Raw genomic sequence first — 16618 nt, 5'->3', positions numbered from 1 at the left:
GTACGGGCCGTCCGAACGTGCACGCTAGCCAACCCACGGGGCCGCTGTGAAGGTTGGTGTTCGATATGCCCGATACATTTCCGTGACCTTTTCGGAGCGGGGCCGGGTGTCAGCCGGGCGCTTTAGACTCGGACAGCGATGAGCAGCCTCTTTGACGACAGTTTCCTGGCCGGCCTCCAGCAGCAGGAGGAGGACGCGCCCCCGCCGCCCCCCGAGGACCCCGCACCCGAAGCGGTGCCGGAGGACCTGTTCGCGGGCGTGTTCGACGGGCCTCCGCCGGCCCGCGACGCGTACTACCGCGACGGCGCGCACCGCCCCGTCATCGACCCCGAGGCCCTGCTCGACGGGCTGAACACCGAGCAGCGCGCCGCCGTCGTGCACGCCGGGTCGCCCCTGCTCATCGTCGCCGGCGCCGGCTCCGGCAAGACCAGGGTGCTCACCCACCGCATCGCCCACCTGCTGGCCGAGCGGGGCGTCCACCCCGGCCAGATCCTGGCGATCACCTTCACCAACAAGGCCGCCGGCGAGATGAAGGAGCGCGTCGAGCAGCTGGTCGGGCCCCGGGCCAACGCCATGTGGGTCATGACCTTCCACAGCGCCTGCGTCCGCATCCTGCGCCGCGAGTCCAAGAAGCTCGGTTTCACGTCCTCGTTCTCGATCTACGACGCGGCCGACTCCAAGCGGCTCATGGCCCTCGTCTGCCGCGACCTGGAGCTGGACCCCAAGCGCTACCCGCCGAAGTCCTTCACCGCCAAGGTCTCCAACCTCAAGAACGAGCTCATCGACGAGGAGACCTTCGCGGGCCAGGCCGTCGACGGCTTCGAGAAGACGCTCGCCCAGGCGTACGCGATGTACCAGGCCCGGCTGCGCGAGGCCAACGCACTGGACTTCGACGACATCATCATGACGACGGTCCACCTGCTCCAGGCGTTCCCCGACGTCGCCGAGCACTACCGCCGCCGCTTCCGGCACGTCCTCGTCGACGAGTACCAGGACACCAACCACGCCCAGTACACGCTGGTGCGCGAGCTGGTCGGCCCGGCCGGTCCCGAGAACGCCCCCGCCGAGCTGTGCGTCGTGGGTGACGCCGACCAGTCGATCTACGCCTTCCGGGGCGCGACCATCCGCAACATCCTCCAGTTCGAGGAGGACTACCCGGACGCGACGACGATCCTGCTCGAACAGAACTACCGCTCCACCCAGACGATCCTCTCCGCCGCCAACGCGGTCATCGAGCGCAACGAGAGCCGCCGCCCCAAGAACCTCTGGACCAAGGCCGGCACCGGCACCCGCATCACGGGCTACGTCGCGGACACCGAGCACGACGAGGCGCAGTTCGTCGCCGAGGAGATCGACCGCCTCACCGACGCGGGCGACGCCAAGGCCGGCGACGTCGCCGTCTTCTACCGGACGAACGCGCAGTCCCGGGTCTTCGAGGAGATCTTCATCCGGGTCGGCCTGCCCTACAAGGTCGTCGGCGGCGTCCGCTTCTACGAGCGCAAGGAGGTCCGCGACGTCCTGGCCTACCTGCGGGTCCTCGCCAACCCCGAGGACACCGTCCCGCTCCGCCGCATCCTCAACGTGCCCAAGCGCGGCATCGGAGAGCGCGCCGAGGCCATGATCGACGCACTCTCGCTGCGCGAGAAGATCACCTTCCCGCAGGCGCTGCGCCGGGTGGACGAGGCGTACGGCATGGCCGCCCGCTCCGCCAACGCCGTGAAGCGGTTCAACACGCTGATGGAGGAGCTGCGCACGGTCGTCGAGTCCGGCGCCGGGCCCGCCGTGGTGCTGGAAGCGGTCCTGGAGCGTACGGGCTATCTCGCCGAGCTCCAGGCGTCCACCGACCCGCAGGACGAGACCCGCATCGAGAACCTCCAGGAGCTCGCCGCCGTCGCCCTCGAGTTCGAGCAGGACCGGGGCGAGGAGGAGGGCGCGGGCACGCTCGCGGAGTTCCTGGAGCAGGTCGCGCTCGTCGCCGACTCCGACCAGATCCCCGACGAGGACGCCGACGGCTCCGGTGTCATCACGCTGATGACCCTGCACACCGCGAAGGGCCTCGAATTCCCGGTCGTCTTCCTGACCGGCATGGAGGACGGCGTCTTTCCGCACATGCGGGCGCTCGGCCAGGTCAAGGAGCTGGAGGAGGAGCGCCGTCTCGCGTACGTCGGCATCACCCGCGCCCGCGAGCGGCTGTATCTGACCCGGGCCGCCATGCGCAGCGCCTGGGGCCAGCCCTCGTACAACCCGCCGTCGCGCTTCCTGGAGGAGATCCCCGACCAGCACCTGGACTGGAAGCGGAAGGGCCCGATGGCCGCCCCGGCCGGCCCCACCTCGGGGATCACCTCGTCGCTCTCCGCCTCCCGCGCCCGCTCCGGCCCCTCCGGTTTCGCGACCCGGCGGACCTCGGACAAGCCGACGATCACCCTGGTGGCGGGCGACCGGGTCACGCACGACCAGTTCGGCCTGGGCACGGTGACGGCGGTCGAGGGCGTCGGCGACCAGGCGAAGGCCACGGTCGACTTCGGAGACGACCGCCCGAAGAAGCTGCTCCTGCGGTACGCGCCGGTGCAGAAGCTCTGAGAACGCGGCGGCGGCCGGAGCCCCCGAGGCCCCGGCCGCCGCCGTCGTTCCCGTCCGCTCAGGTCGGGTTGACCCCGTGGCCGCGCAGCCACGGCAGCGGGTCGATCGCCGCGCCGCCGCCCGGCCGCACCTCGAAGTGCATGTGCGGACCGGTCGAGTTCCCGGAGTTGCCGGAGTACGCGATGACGTCGCCCGCCTTGACCGGGCCCGAGCGGATACGGGTGCTGCTGAGGTGGCAGTACCAGGTCTCCGTGCCGTCGGCCATGGTCACGATGGCCATGTTGCCGTAGGCGCTGTTGTACTGCGTACGGACCGTGCCGTCGGTCGCCGCCATCACCGGGGTGCCGTACTGGACGGGGAAGTCGATGCCCGTGTGCACGGACATCCAGTTGACGCCCGCCTGCCCGAAGTAGGCGCTCAGCCCGTGCTGCTTGACCGGCAGCACGAACTTGGGGCGCAGGGCCTCCTTGCGGGCGGCCTCCGCCTCGCGCTTCTTCCTCTCGGCGGCCTGCCGCTGCTTCAGGTCGATGCGCTCCTGGGTGCGGCTGGCGCGGTCCGCGAAGTTCTCGGCGTCGGCGCTGAGATTGGCGAGCTGGGTGTCCAGCTCGTTGTTGGCCGCGACCGGTTTGACCGTGCCGGGGTCGGCGGCGGCCATGGTGGTCTTCGCGTCCTTCTTCGACTCGTCGCCGCCCATTCCGCCCACGGAGGCGGCGGCGATCCCGGCCACGCTCATCACGCAGGCGGAGGGAACGGCGACGGTGAGGAGTGCGGAGCGCTTCGCGGGGGAACGCCTGCGGCTGCGACCGCCGCGGTGGGGCTGCTCGGCGGGGGCGAGATCGGGGTGCGGCTGCGGCTCGGCGGCATCGCCCGGACGGCCGTCGTCGGCGGCGCGGCGGTGGGGCTCGGAGGGGTCGTAGTCGTGGGAGCCGGGCTCGCCGTGCGACTCGTAGGTCTCGTACGTCTCGTACGTCTCCGAGGGGGCGGCCTGTTCGGCTTCGTTCGAGGCGGCCGGGCTTTGCACATTTTGCTCTTCGTGCCCGGGCGTGGCGCCGGTGTTCCAGGCGGTGGCGTCGTACACGCCGGTGTCGTACGTCCCCGTGTCGTCGGAGGGCCACGTGGTCGCGGCTGCGGTCCAGGTGGTGGTGTCCCACTGGCCGGACGTGTCCGGGGCGCCGCCCTGGGACGGGATGCCGGGGGCGTAGTCCTCCATCGGCAGCCAGGTCGCGGTGCTGTACGAGGTCGTGTCGTAGGGGGCGTACGGCGGGTGCTGCTGGGCCTGGTACGCGCCCGTGTCCCACTGGGTGGTGTCGTACGAGCCGCCGTATCCGCTCCCGCCGGCGGTGTACGGGATGCCGTAGCCCTGCGAGGTGTCGTACGAGGCGTCAGGGGTGCCGTCGTAGGTGACGCCGGTGCCGGGGAGCGAGCCGAAGAGCGGGTCCGTGTCGAAGCCGCCGGTGTCGAAGCCGCTCGTGTCGAAGCTGCCCGTATCGACGCTGCCCGTGGAGTAGCCGTCGTATCCGGCATACCCGGCGTGGGGGTGCTGGTCGTTCACCAACTTCTCTCTCGCCTCGGCAGCAGAACCAGGTTCCGGGGGCGTGGGGCACCCCGGGAGAACTGGCGGCGACTGTACCCGGCGGTATCCGCCGTCGACAATCTTCGACGGCGGTGGAGCACCCGGTAAAAGGGGCAAAACGGCCGTCTCTCGACGGCGCCCCCACAGAGCCTTGGCTCTATGTTCGAAACCTGTTCGGTTTAGGCGGCCGGGGTGGTTCGGGTGGTTCCGGAGGCGGTCCCGGGCTTTGCCCCGGGGGTCTCCTGGACGGGCCCGGAGTCGTCCAGGGCCTGCCGCACGGCAGCCGCCACGGCCGGGTGCACCGGCAGCGCGAGGTGGCCGATCCCGGTGACGCGTACGTTGACCGCGTCCAGGTCCGGGTGGTCGACGCAGGCCGCCTCGGCGGGGACGATCACCCGGTCGAGTTCGCTCCAGAAGCTGACGAACCGGGTACGGCAGCCGGGCGCGGGCAGCCGCAGCTCCTCCACGGGCGCCGAGCCCTCGCGCATCTGCCGCACGATGGGCAGCGCCCCGGCCAGCGGCGCGACAGCGGTGCCCGCGTGTGGCGTGCCCAGCGTGACGAGGGTCCGCACCCGGCGGTCCCCGGCCAGCCGCTGCACGTAGTAGCGCGCGATGAGGCCGCCGAGGCTGTGGCCCACGATGTCCACCCGGTGGTGGCCGGTGCGGGCGCAGATCTCCTCGATGTGCCGGCCCAGCAGCTCGGCGGCCGTACGGATGTCGCTGGTCAGCGGGGAGTAGTTGAGCGACTCCAGATGGAGCCAGCCGTGCCGGGCCAGGGAGCGGCGCAGCAGGACGAAGACGGAGCGGTTGTCGATGAAACCGTGAAGAAAGACGACGGGTGGCCGGTCGGTGGGCGGGATGTCCATGCGGGCGGACTCGGCGCCGTCGTCGGGCCGGGGCCGGCCCGGGTGGCGTTCACCGGCGATCCCGGTCGGATACAGCAGGGCGTGCCCGGCGAGCACGACGAGCTCCAGCGCGGTCGCTCTCAGCAGCGCGGCCGGCGGGGCGGGGAACGGCAGGATGGGGGTCCTCATGGTCGGCCTCCTGCTCCTGACGGGCGCCGCGCCGACGGAGGTCCGGGCGGGCTGCGGCCCGCGCGGGCGGAGACCCGTACCACCGTGCCGTGCGGCTGACGGCGCGGTGATACGGCGACCCGGTGCGGCTCCCCGGGCGCCCGGCCCCACGGCGAAGGCGCCGGGGCGGATGCCCGTGAACAATGTCCCATGTGTGATTTCCCCCTCCCGGCTCACCGCGAAACGGCCGCTTGCGGGATGCTGTGGATAACGTTCGTTCACATCCCCGGCCCTTCAGGCACGGGAGACGCATGTGGAGGCAGTGATGGGTGTGACCGGTCCGATCCGTGTGGTGGTGGCCAAGCCGGGCCTCGACGGCCATGACCGCGGGGCGAAGGTGATCGCGCGGGCGCTGCGCGACGCGGGGATGGAGGTCATCTACACGGGCCTGCACCAGACCCCGGAGCAGATCGTGGACACGGCGATCCAGGAGGACGCCGACGCGATCGGCCTCTCGATCCTCTCCGGCGCGCACAACACGCTCTTCGCCAAGGTGATCGAACTCCTGAAGGACCGCGAGGCGGCGGACATCAAGGTCTTCGGCGGCGGCATCATCCCCGAGGCGGACATCGCCCCGCTGAAGGACCAGGGCGTCGCGGAGATCTTCACCCCGGGCGCGACGACGACGGCGATCGTCGACTGGGTCAACGCGAACGTCCGCCAGACGGCAGGCGCGTAGGGCGCCGAAGGCGCCGGTCTCCGGGGGCGCGGGGTTCGGGGGCGCCGCGGTCCCGGTGGGCCTGTGCGTCTGTGGTCCGGTGCGGCTGGCCCGGTGGGCCGGTGCGCCGTGGGCCGTGCGGCCGGCCCAGTGCGCTGTGGGCCGGTGCGGTCGGCCCGGTGCGCTGTGGGCCGTTGCGGCTGGGCCGGTGTGCGGTCGGCCCGGTGTGCGGTCGGCCTGGTGTGCTGCGGCCCGTTGCGGCTGGGCCGGGGAGGTGCGGCGTGCCCGGGGCGCCCGGGCCCGCCGGGCCGTGCGTCGGCCGGGCCCGCTGGGCGGCGGGCGCCGCGTCGCTGGGGTGGAGCGCCGGTGCCGGGTGACCGCCGGGCGGCCCGGGCTCGGGGACGCCCGGCCGCAGCAGGCCGTGGCACCGGCGCGCCGGGGCGCGGGGCCGTCGGCGCGGAGCGTCACCGCACCGGGGACCCGGACAGCTCGCTGTCCATCGTGGCGCGCAGGCGCAGCGTGGAGACCAGGCGTTGGAACGCCTCCGTCCAGTAGCCGTTCGCGCCGGGGGAGGCGTCCGCCGGCTCGGCGGGGGTCGTCGTCAGGACCTCCAGGCGGGCCGCCTCCGCCGGGTCGAGGCAGCGTTCAGCCAGGCCCATGACGCCGCTGAAGCTCCACGGATAGCTGCCCGCGTCCCTGGCCATGTCGAGCGCGTCGACCACGGCCCGGCCGAGCGGCGGCGCCCACGGGACCGGGCAGACCCCCAGCAGCTGGAACGCCTCCGACAAGCCGTGCGCGGCGACGAAATCCGCCACCCAGACGGCCCGTTCCGCCGGGGGCAGCACCGCCAGGAGCTTCGCCCGCTCGGCGAGCGACGCCGTACCGGGGCCGTTGGACGGGGGCGTCGACGGCGGACCCAGCAACGCCCGCGCCCACGCGCCATCGCGCTGCCGCACGGCGGCCCGGCACCAGGCAGCGTGCAGCTCCTCGCCCCAGCCGTCCGCCACGGGCAGCCCCACGATCTCCTCCGCGCCGCGCCCGCCGAACCGCGCCGGCCAGACCGAGAGCGGGGTCGCCTCCACCAACTGGCCTAGCCACCAGGAGCGTTCGCCCCGGCCGGAGGGCGGGAGCGGCGCCACCCCGTCGCGCTGCATCGCCTCGTCGCACTCGTGCGGCGCCTCCACCGCGACGAACGGCTCGTCGCCGGTGAGCCCCGGGCTCACGCAGGACAGCGCCCGGTCCGCCATCCGCCGGGCCAGCGCCGAACCGGGCAGCGCGGACAGCAGTTCGGCCGCCGTCGCCCGGACATTGCGGCTGCGGTCGGCGAGCGCCCGCTCCAGGAACTCCTCGTCGTCGGCGCACAGCCCGGTGCGCAGCGAGTCCACGAACATCAGCCGGTCCTCGGCCCGTTCGGTCTTCCACGTGGTGGCCAGCAGCGCGCGGGCCGCCTCGGCGTCATGCGCCCGTACGGCCCCGAGCAGGGCGACCCGCTCCGCGAACAAACCCTCCTCCCAGAGCCGCCGGACCGCCTCCGCGTCATCCGGTGAGGGCAGCAGCGCGCTGCCGGACGCGCCGCGCAGGGCGAACTTCCACTCCGGGTTCAGCCCGGCCAGCCAGAGGCCTCGCGGCCCGGCGAACTCCAGGGTCGGCGGGCGCAGATCGGTGCGGGCCCGGGCCGCGTCCAGCAGTGCGGGCAGGGCCGAGTCCGGCGCCCGGTAACCGTGCGCGTTCGCGGTGGCCAGCCACTGCGGGATCAGCTCCGTCAGGTCCGGGGCCGCGCCCCGCCGGCCGCCGGACCCGGCCGCCCGGTCCGCCAGGAGCTGGGCCAGCCGGCCGCGGGCGGCCTCCGGCAGGGGCGGCCGTGGGTCGTCGGGTGCCACGGCGGGGCGCGGGGACGCGGCGGCGGGCAGCAGCCCCGCCCGGCGCCGCACGGTGTGCAGCGCGGCGGCGTCCAGCAGCGCGGCGGCCGCGCCGTCCGGACCGGTGCCGGCCGCGTCCCCGGGCGGCCGGCGGTCCGTGCCGAGCAGGGCCGAGGTGACCAGCTCCTCCCACGGCACGGACGCGAGCGCGTCGGCGGGCCCGCCGGGCGCGGGGGCCGCGCCCGCGGTCGGGATGGCGGCTGGTGTGGTCGTACGGGACATCGCCCCTCCTCGGGAGCCGGACTACGGAGTCAGATGAGCGTGACGGTCTCGACGCCGCCGGGCGGCGCGGGCACAACCGCCCCGGCCGCCGCCCCCGGCCACGCCGCCAGCGGGTCGAAGCCCCGGTGGCCGCACTCGCCGAAGACCGTCAGCGGGGCGCCGCCCGAGACCGCGACGAGCTTCCACAGCGCCGGGCGGTTCAACGCGGCGGGGGTCACGGGCAGGGCCTCCCGGCCCTCCGCGTCCACCAGCTGCCAGCCGTCCGGGGACGGCACGGGTATCACGTCGCGCAGGGTCACCGGCCAGGACTCCAGCCACGGGTCGTCACCCAGGGCCCGCCCGTACACGGCGATCGCCTCGGCGACCGTGACACCCGGCGGGGGCGCGGCGACGGGCTCGGGCACGCCGAAGCGGTCGCCCAGCTCGGCGCGCAGCTGCCCGGAACCCGGATGGGGCGTCAGCTCGGCGTCGATCGTGGCGCCCACGGGCAGGGACAGGGCGGGGGACCGGCCGGCCGCCCCGAAGGACAGCAGCAGCGCCGCGCGCCCCGACTCCTCGCCGTACAGCCAGACGCGGCGGGTGACGATCTTGCCCTCGGGCGTGTCGTACTGGGCGAGGACCAGCCAGCGGTCGCGGACCGGGGGACCCTCCGGGGAGGCCGGCAACCCCACCCGCGTGCGGACCGTGGCCGCGAGCGCGGGCGGCAGCCGGTCGCGGCCCAGCCACGCCGAGTCCAGCAGATGGAGCAGCGCGCACTCCTCGAGGAGCCGCACCGGCCAGCCCGGACCGGACGCCGGGACGGCGCCCAGCTCACGCACCCGGCCGGCGAGACCGGGTGCCTGCGCGTCGACCATGCGGGCCGCCGTCTCGTCCCACAGCCCGTACCCCGACTGCTCGGCCGCCGCGAGACCGCCGCGCAGCAGGTCGGTGAGCCGCTGCTTCAACTCCCGCGCACCGCCCCCGATCCGCTCGGCACGCCTCTCCGCCCGCTTGCGCGCGGCCTCCGGATCGGCGGGGCCCGCCGACGCACCGTCACCCCCGGCGGGCCGCGCCTTCGCCCCGGCCCGCGCGCGGCGGCCGTCCAGCCACTCCCGCGCCCAGTCCGGCGGCGCCCCGGCGGGCACCGCCGCGTCGTCCGCGGCGCGGAGCAGGAGCAGCCCCAGCGCGTGCTTGCACGGGAACTTCCGGCTGGGACAACTGCACTTGTACGCGGGACCGGTGGTGTCGACCACCGTGCGGTACGGCTTGCTCCCGCTGCCCTTGCACAGCCCCCATACCCCGCCCGTCGCTTCCCAGCCGGTGTCCGACCAGGAGCCGGCCGCAGCGAGCTTGTTCCCCGCCTTGCGTGATGCGTCGTCAGGAGCCAGGGCCAGGACCTGCTCCACCGTCTGGCGCGCGGCCGAGGCAGCGGCGCCCAAGGGTTCTCCCCCGTCAGTCAGCAGCATGCCAACGACGTTAGGCGGCCCCACTGACAATGACCCTGACCTGCGCAAAGGCCGATTGTCAGTGCCATGGTGCACGGTGGAACCACATCCGGCCGACCGACTCGGCGACCGATCCGGAGGGGGACCCATGACCGTGTCCGAAACCACCCAGGCAAGCGCAGGCGAGGCCCTGCGCCCGCATGCCGAGGACGCCTTCGCCGACGAGCTGAAGGCGCTCGCGGCGGCCGACGACCGGCCCAGGCCCGAGCGCTGGCGCCTGTCGCCCTGGGCCGTCGCGACGTATCTGCTGGGCGGCACATTGCCCGACGGCACCGTCATCACACCCAAGTACGTGGGACCGCGCCGCCTCGTCGAGGTCGCCGTCACCACGCTCGCCACCGACCGCGCCCTGCTGCTCCTCGGCGTTCCCGGCACCGCCAAGACCTGGGTCTCCGAGCACCTGGCCGCCGCCGTCAGCGGTGACTCGACGCTGCTCGTCCAGGGCACGGCCGGCACCCCCGAGGAAGCCGTCCGCTATGGGTGGAACTACGCGCAGCTGCTCGCCCACGGCCCCAGCCGCGACGCCCTCGTGCCCAGCCCGCTGATGCGCGCCATGGCCCAGGGCATGACGGCCCGCATCGAGGAACTGACCCGCATCCCCGCCGATGTGCAGGATTCGCTGATCACGATCCTCTCCGAGAAGACCCTGCCCCTGCCCGAGCTCGGCCAGGAGGTCCAGGCGGTGCGCGGGTTCAACGTCATCGCGACCGCCAACGACCGCGACCGGGGCGTCAACGAGCTGTCCAGCGCGCTGCGCCGCCGGTTCAACACCGTCGTCCTGCCGCTGCCCGCGACCCCCGAGGCGGAGGTCGACATCGTCTCCCGCCGCGTCGACCAGGTCGGCCGCTCGCTCGACCTGCCGCCCGCGCCCGACGGCCTCGCCGAGATCCGCCGCGTCGTCACGGTCTTCCGCGAACTGCGCGACGGCGTCACCACCGACGGCCGCACCAAACTCAAGTCCCCCTCCGGGACGCTCTCCACGGCCGAGGCCATCTCCGTCGTCACCAACGGCCTCGCGCTCGCCGCCCACTTCGGGGACGGGGTGCTGCGCCCGGGCGACGTCGCGGCCGGCATCCTCGGCGCCGTCGTCCGCGACCCGGCGGCGGACCGGGTGATCTGGCAGGAGTACCTGGAGACCGTGGTGCGCGAGCGGGACGGCTGGAAGGACTTCTACCGCGCCTGCCGGGAGGCGTCCGCATGACCGGCACCCGTGGACCGGGGCCGCTGCTGCTCGGGGTGCGGCACCACGGCCCCGGCTCGGCCCGCGCCGTCCGCGCCGCCCTCGACGCGACGGACCCCCGGGCGGTCCTGATCGAGGGCCCGCCCGAGGGCGACGCGCTGCTGCCGCTCGCCGCCGACGAGGAGATGCGGCCCCCGGTCGCCCTGCTCGCCCACGCGGTGGACGACCCGGGCCGGGCGGCGTTCTGGCCGTTCGCCGAGTTCTCCCCCGAGTGGGTCGCCATCCGCTGGGCCCTGGCCCGGGACGTGCCCGTCCGCTTCATCGACCTGCCCGCCGCCCACTCGCTGGCCATGGAGGCCGAAGCGGGGACGGACCGGGACGACACCGCCGGGGAACCGCCCGTGCCCGTCGACCCGGTCCGGGTGCTCGCCGAGACCGCCGGGTACGACGACCCCGAGCGCTGGTGGGAGGACGTGGTCGAGCACCGCGTGCCCGGCAGCGACGAGGCCGCCGGACCGCTCGCCGCGTTCGCCGCGCTCGGCGAGGCGATGGCCGCGCTCCGCGAGGCGTACGGCGACGGCGGGCACCCCAGGGACGCGGTGCGCGAGGCGTACATGCGTATACAGCTGCGGACCGCGCAGAAGGAGTTCGGCGACGACTTCGCCGTGGTCTGCGGCGCCTGGCACGTGCCCGCCCTCCGTACGCGCACGACGCTCACCGCCGACCGGGCCCTGCTCAAGGGCCTGCCCAAGGCCAAGGCCGAGCTGACCTGGGTGCCCTGGACCCACCGCAGGCTCGCCCGGCACAGCGGATACGGCGCGGGCATCGAGTCGCCCGGCTGGTACGAGCACCTCTTCGCCGCCCCCGACCGCCCGATCGAGCGCTGGATGACGAAGGTCGCCGGACTCCTGCGCGACGAGGACCGGTTCGTCTCGTCCGCCCACGCCATCGAGGCCGTCCGGCTCGCCGAGACGCTCGCCGCGATGCGCGGCCGGCCGCTCGCCGGGCTGAGCGAGACGACCGACGCGATCCGGGCCGTCATGTGCGAGGGCTCCGACGTGCCCCTCGCGCTCGTCCACGACCGCCTCGTCGTCGGCACCACGCTCGGCGAGGTCCCCGACACCGCCCCGGCCGTCCCCCTCCAGCGCGACCTGACCCGGCAGCAGCGCACCCTGCGGCTCAAGCCGGAGGCCGACGAACGGGAGATCGAGCTCGACCTGCGCAAGGACACCGACGCCGCCCGCAGCCGCCTGCTGCACCGGCTCCGCCTCCTCGGCATCGCCTGGGGCGAACCGGCCGCGGGCCGGGGGAGCACCGGCACCTTCCGGGAGAGCTGGCGGCTGCGCTGGGAGCCCGAGCTGTATGTGCGCGTCGCCGAGGCGGGCGTCTGGGGCACCACCGTGCTCTCCGCCGCCACCGCCCGCGCCGAGTCCGACGCCCTGGCCGCCACCGCGCTCGCCGAGGTCACCGCGCTGGCCGAGCACTGCCTGCTCGCCGACCTGCCGGACGCCCTGCCCGTCGTGATGCGGGCCCTCGCCGACCGCGCCGCACTCGACGCCGACGTCGGCCACCTCGCGGACGCCCTCCCGGCCCTGGCCCGCACCCTGCGCTACGGCGACGTCCGCGCCACGGACACCACGGCCCTCGGCGAGGTCGCGGCAGGCCTCGCGGAGCGGATCTGCGTCGGCCTGCCCCCCGCCTGCACCGGGCTGGACACCGACGGGGCCGAGGCGCTGCGCCGGCGGATCGACGGCGTCCACACCGCGACCGGGCTGCTCGCCGGCGCCGTCCCCGCCGGCGCGGACGGGCTGCGCCAGCGCTGGCGCGCGGTGCTCCACAAGCTCACCGTCCGGGACACGGTCGCGGGCGTCATCCGGGGCCGGGCCGCCCGCCTGCTCCTGGACGACGGCCACCTCGACCAGGACGCCGCCGCCCGGCTGATGGGCCTCGCCCTCTCCCCGGGCACCCCGCCGGCCGACGCCGCCGCCTGGATCGAGGGCTTCGTCGGCGGTGCGGCGGGCGGCGGCATGCTCCTCGTCCACGACGAACGGCTGCTCGCGCTGGTCGACGCCTGGCTCACCGGAGTCCCCGCCGACACGTTCACCGATGTGCTGCCCCTGCTGCGGCGCACGTTCTCCGCGTACGAGCCGGGCGTCCGGCGCACCCTGGGCGACCTCGTCCGGCGCGGCCCGGTCCCCGCCGGGGTGCCGGGGGCCGGCTCGCCGGCGGGCGCGGGCGCCACGGCCCCGGGCTTCGGCCCGGTCCTGGACGCGGCCCGCGCGGACGCGGTGGTCCCGGTCCTGCGCCTGCTCCTCGGCCTGGACGAGCACCCGGCGCCCACGGCCCCCGCCCACCACGACGACCCGCACCTGGGGGAGACGGCATGACGACCACCACGGACAACGCCCACGACGAGCGGCTGCGCCGGTGGCGCCTGGTGCTGGGCGCCGACGACGGCACCGGCCGCGTGCTCACCGGCCGCGACGCCGCGATGGACCAGGCGCTCACCGCGCTCTACGGGAGCGGGGGCCGGCCCGGCGGCCGGAGCGGGGGCGGGCGCTCCGCCGGGCTCGGTGCCTCCGCGCCCTCCGTGGCCCGCTGGCTCGGTGACATCCGGACGTACTTCCCCAGCTCCGTCGTCCAGGTCATGCAGCGCGACGCCATCGACCGCCTCGGCCTCTCCGCGCTCCTGCTCGAACCGGAGATGCTGGAGGCCGTCGAGGCCGACGTCCACCTCGTCGGCACCCTGCTCTCGCTCAACAAGGCCATGCCGGAGACGACGAAGGAGACCGCCCGGGCCGTGGTCCGCAAGGTGGTCGAGCAGCTGGAGAAGCGGCTCACCACCCGCACCCGGGCCACGCTCACCGGCGCGCTCGACCGGTCGGCGAAGGTCACCCGCCCCCGCCACCACGACATCGACTGGGACCGCACCATCCGGGCCAACCTGAAGAACTACCTGGAGCTGCCCGGCCAGGACGGCGCGGGCACGGTCGTCCCCGAACGGCTCATCGGCTACGGGCGGGCCGCCCAGTCCGTGAAGAAGGACGTCATCCTCTGCATCGACCAGTCGGGCTCGATGGCCGCCTCCGTGGTCTACGCGTCGGTGTTCGGCGCCGTGCTCGCCTCGATGCGCGCCCTGCGTACCCGGCTCGTCGTCTTCGACACCGCGGTGGTCGACCTCACCGACCAGCTCGACGACCCCGTCGACGTCCTGTTCGGCACCCAGCTCGGCGGCGGCACCGACATCAACCGCGCCCTGGCCTACTGCCAGTCCCGGATCACCCGGCCGGCCGACACCGTCGTCGTGCTCATCAGCGACCTGTACGAGGGCGGCATCCGCAACGAGATGCTGAAGCGGGTGGCCGCGATGAAGGCGTCGGGGGTGCAGTTCGTGACGCTGCTCGCGCTCTCCGACGAGGGCGCACCGGCCTACGACCGCGACCACGCGGCGGCGCTGTCCGCCCTCGGCGCCCCCGCCTTCGCCTGTACGCCGGACCTCTTCCCGGACGTCATGGCCGCCGCGATCGAGAAGCGCCCGCTGCCGATACCGGACCCGGAGAACGCCCCCACCAGGGGGATTCTGTGACCGTAATCACCGCCCAGGTGTGATCTGCGATTTAGGGTCACACCGGCCTCGGGGATAACCTGCGAGATGGACATGCCGCGTATCCGGTCACCGTGTGCGCCTTCCTAGTGACACCGCAGTCACGTTGCCCCTCGCGGCACGCCCACGCAGAAAACCAACCGCGAGACCATTGATAAAGGGACGGACGCGCGTGGACCTGTTCGAGTACCAGGCGAGGGACCTCTTCGCCAAGCACGGTGTACCGGTGCTGGCCGGTGAAGTCATCGACACGCCTGAGGCAGCCCGCGAGGCGACCGAGCGGCTGGGCGGCAAGTCGGTCGTCAAGGCGCAGGTGAAGGTCGGCGGTCGCGGCAAGGCCGGCGGTGTCAAGCTGGCGGCGAACGCCGACGAGGCGGTCGCCCGCGCGACCGACATCCTCGGCATGGACATCAAGGGCCACACGGTCCACAAGGTGATGATCGCCGAGCTGTCGCCGGAGATCGAGGCGGAGTACTACGTCTCGTACCTGCTCGACCGCACCAACCGCACCTTCCTGGCCATGGCCTCGGTGCAGGGTGGCATGGACATCGAGGAGGTCGCGGAGAAGACCCCCGAGGCCCTCGCGAAGGTCCCGGTCAACGCGGTGGACGGCGTCGACATCGCCAAGGCCCGCGAGATCGTGGCCCAGGCGAAGTTCCCGGCCGACGTGGCCGAGGGCGTCGCCGAGGCCCTGGTCACCCTGTGGGAGACCTTCGTCGCCGAGGACGCGCTCCTCGTCGAGGTCAACCCGCTGGTGAAGACCAAGGACGGCCGCATCCTGGCCCTCGACGGCAAGGTCTCGCTCGACGAGAACGCCGACTTCCGCCAGCCGGAGCACGAGGCCCTCGAGGACAAGGCCGCGGCCAACCCGCTCGAGGCCGCAGCCAAGGCCAAGAACCTCAACTACGTCAAGCTCGACGGCGAGGTCGGCATCATCGGCAACGGCGCCGGACTGGTCATGTCGACGCTGGACGTCGTCGCGTACGCCGGTGAGAAGCACGGCAACGTGAAGCCCGCCAACTTCCTCGACATCGGTGGCGGCGCCTCCGCCGAGGTCATGGCGAACGGCCTGGAGATCATCCTCGGCGACTCGGACGTCAAGTCCGTCTTCGTCAACGTCTTCGGTGGCATCACCGCCTGCGACGAGGTCGCCAACGGCATCGTCCAGGCCCTGGAGCTGCTGAAGTCGAAGGGCGAGGACGTCACCAAGCCCCTCGTCGTGCGTCTCGACGGCAACAACGCGGAGCTGGGTCGCAAGATCCTCTCCGACGCCAACCACCCGCTGGTCCAGCGCGTGGACACCATGGACGGCGCGGCCGACAAGGCCGCCGAGCTCGCCGCGGCCGCGAAGTAAGGAAGAGGGACTCAGACCACCATGGCTATCTTCCTCACCAAGGACAGCAAGGTCATCGTCCAGGGGATGACCGGCGCCACGGGCATGAAGCACACCAAGCTCATGCTGGGCGACGGCACCAACATCGTCGGCGGCGTCAACCCGCGCAAGGCCGGTACGACCGTCGACTTCGACGGCACCGAGGTGCCCGTGTTCGGCTCCGTCGCCGAGGCGATGGAGAAGACCGGCGCCGACGTGTCCGTCCTCTTCGTGCCGCCGGCCTTCGCGAAGGCCGCCGTCATCGAGGCGATCGACGCCGAGATTCCGCTCGCCGTCGTGATCACCGAGGGCATCGCCGTCCACGACTCGGCCGCCTTCTGGGCGTACGCCGGCTCGAAGGGCAACAAGACCCGCATCATCGGCCCGAACTGCCCCGGCCTGATCACCCCCGGCCAGTCCAACGCCGGCATCATCCCGGGCGACATCACCAAGCCCGGCCGCATCGGTCTCGTGTCCAAGTCCGGCACGCTGACCTACCAGATGATGTACGAGCTCCGCGACATCGGCTTCTCGTCCGCCGTCGGCATCGGTGGCGACCCGGTCATCGGTACGACGCACATCGACGCCCTCGCGGCCTTCGAGGCGGACCCCGAGACCGACCTGATCGTCATGATCGGCGAGATCGGCGGCGACGCCGAGGAGCGTGCGGCCGACTTCATCAAGGCCAACGTCACCAAGCCGGTCGTCGGTTACGTCGCGGGCTTCACCGCCCCCGAGGGCAAGACCATGGGCCACGCCGGCGCCATCGTCTCCGGCTCCTCCGGCACCGCCGCCGCGAAGAAGGAGGCCCTCGAGGCCGCCGGCGTGAAGGTCGGCAAGACGCCGACCGAGACCGCCAAGCTGGCGCGCGAGATCCTCGGCGCCTGACGCCGCCGCCGCGCTCGCGCGGCAGGGTGTCACCGCACGCACGACGCGGGCCCGTCCCCTTGCCG

General features: G+C 73.7%; 11 protein-coding genes. 7 read left to right on the top strand and 4 right to left on the bottom strand.

Annotated elements, in window-relative coordinates; translation table 11 throughout:
• Positions 1-138: 138 nt before the first annotated feature.
• Positions 139-2580: a DNA helicase PcrA gene (gene pcrA, locus FKN01_RS22980; RefSeq protein ID WP_143623583.1), complete on the top strand. Its 2442-nt coding sequence runs from the start codon at positions 139-141 to the stop codon at positions 2578-2580.
• Between the two features lie 58 nt (positions 2581-2638).
• Here pcrA and FKN01_RS22975 read toward each other — a convergent pair whose 3' ends face one another.
• Positions 2639-4132: a M23 family metallopeptidase gene (locus FKN01_RS22975; RefSeq protein ID WP_143623581.1), complete on the bottom strand. Its 1494-nt coding sequence runs from the start codon at positions 4130-4132 to the stop codon at positions 2639-2641.
• 200 nt (positions 4133-4332) lie between these two features.
• Positions 4333-5187, bottom strand: coding sequence for a triacylglycerol lipase (locus FKN01_RS22970; protein ID WP_143623579.1), 855 nt, complete (start codon positions 5185-5187; stop codon positions 4333-4335).
• A gap of 304 nt (positions 5188-5491) precedes the next feature.
• Here FKN01_RS22970 and FKN01_RS22965 point away from each other — a divergent pair, with 304 nt between their 5' ends.
• Entirely contained in the window at positions 5492-5905 is a 414-nt protein-coding gene (locus FKN01_RS22965; protein ID WP_143623577.1) for a cobalamin B12-binding domain-containing protein, read from the top strand.
• A gap of 443 nt (positions 5906-6348) precedes the next feature.
• On the opposite strand, the gene FKN01_RS22960 is transcribed toward FKN01_RS22965, so the two are convergent.
• Both FKN01_RS22960 and FKN01_RS22955 read right to left on the bottom strand, forming a co-directional pair.
• Positions 6349-8025: a DUF5691 domain-containing protein gene (locus FKN01_RS22960; RefSeq protein ID WP_143623575.1), complete on the bottom strand. Its 1677-nt coding sequence runs from the start codon at positions 8023-8025 to the stop codon at positions 6349-6351.
• A gap of 29 nt (positions 8026-8054) precedes the next feature.
• Entirely contained in the window at positions 8055-9470 is a 1416-nt protein-coding gene (locus FKN01_RS22955; RefSeq protein WP_260696990.1) for an SWIM zinc finger family protein, read from the bottom strand.
• 127 nt (positions 9471-9597) lie between these two features.
• On the opposite strand from FKN01_RS22955, the gene FKN01_RS22950 reads away from it, so the two are divergent.
• The 5 genes from FKN01_RS22950 to sucD all read left to right on the top strand — a co-directional run bounded on the left by FKN01_RS22950 (position 9598) and on the right by sucD (position 16553).
• On the top strand, positions 9598-10710 hold the full coding sequence (locus tag FKN01_RS22950; RefSeq protein WP_143623573.1) for an AAA family ATPase: 1113 nt from the start codon (positions 9598-9600) through the stop codon (positions 10708-10710).
• Positions 10707-13076 (top strand): DUF5682 family protein, encoded by a 2370-nt coding sequence (locus FKN01_RS22945; protein WP_143623571.1) that lies wholly within the window; start codon positions 10707-10709, stop codon positions 13074-13076. The genes FKN01_RS22950 and FKN01_RS22945 overlap by 4 nt, the downstream gene beginning before the upstream one ends.
• Positions 13073-14275 (top strand): VWA domain-containing protein, encoded by a 1203-nt coding sequence (locus FKN01_RS22940; protein ID WP_143623569.1) that lies wholly within the window; start codon positions 13073-13075, stop codon positions 14273-14275. The genes FKN01_RS22945 and FKN01_RS22940 overlap by 4 nt, the downstream gene beginning before the upstream one ends.
• Before the next feature lie 190 nt (positions 14276-14465).
• Entirely contained in the window at positions 14466-15647 is a 1182-nt protein-coding gene (gene sucC / locus FKN01_RS22935) for an ADP-forming succinate--CoA ligase subunit beta (RefSeq protein ID WP_073964356.1), read from the top strand.
• Between the two features lie 21 nt (positions 15648-15668).
• A complete protein-coding gene (sucD, locus tag FKN01_RS22930) occupies positions 15669-16553 on the top strand; it encodes a succinate--CoA ligase subunit alpha (protein WP_143623567.1) in 885 nt (294 codons plus the stop codon).
• Positions 16554-16618 lie beyond the last annotated feature (65 nt).

This window comes from Streptomyces sp. 130 (assembly GCF_007096885.1).
GTDB lineage: Bacteria > Actinomycetota > Actinomycetes > Streptomycetales > Streptomycetaceae > Streptomyces.
Note: the sequence above shows the minus strand (reverse complement) of the source record. Positions and strands in the feature narration are given on the sequence as shown.

Coding starts and splice junctions, on each gene's coding strand:
- FKN01_RS22965 (WP_143623577.1), top strand. CDS start 5,492: ATGGGTGTGACCGGTCCGATCCGTGTGGTGGTGGCCAAGCCGGGCCTC.
- FKN01_RS22950 (WP_143623573.1), top strand. CDS start 9,598: ATGACCGTGTCCGAAACCACCCAGGCAAGCGCAGGCGAGGCCCTGCGC.
- FKN01_RS22945 (WP_143623571.1), top strand. CDS start 10,707: ATGACCGGCACCCGTGGACCGGGGCCGCTGCTGCTCGGGGTGCGGCAC.
- FKN01_RS22955 (WP_260696990.1), bottom strand. CDS start 9,470: ATGCTGCTGACTGACGGGGGAGAACCCTTGGGCGCCGCTGCCTCGGCC.
- FKN01_RS22960 (WP_143623575.1), bottom strand. CDS start 8,025: ATGTCCCGTACGACCACACCAGCCGCCATCCCGACCGCGGGCGCGGCC.
- FKN01_RS22940 (WP_143623569.1), top strand. CDS start 13,073: ATGACGACCACCACGGACAACGCCCACGACGAGCGGCTGCGCCGGTGG.
- pcrA (WP_143623583.1), top strand. CDS start 139: ATGAGCAGCCTCTTTGACGACAGTTTCCTGGCCGGCCTCCAGCAGCAG.
- sucD (WP_143623567.1), top strand. CDS start 15,669: ATGGCTATCTTCCTCACCAAGGACAGCAAGGTCATCGTCCAGGGGATG.
- FKN01_RS22970 (WP_143623579.1), bottom strand. CDS start 5,187: ATGAGGACCCCCATCCTGCCGTTCCCCGCCCCGCCGGCCGCGCTGCTG.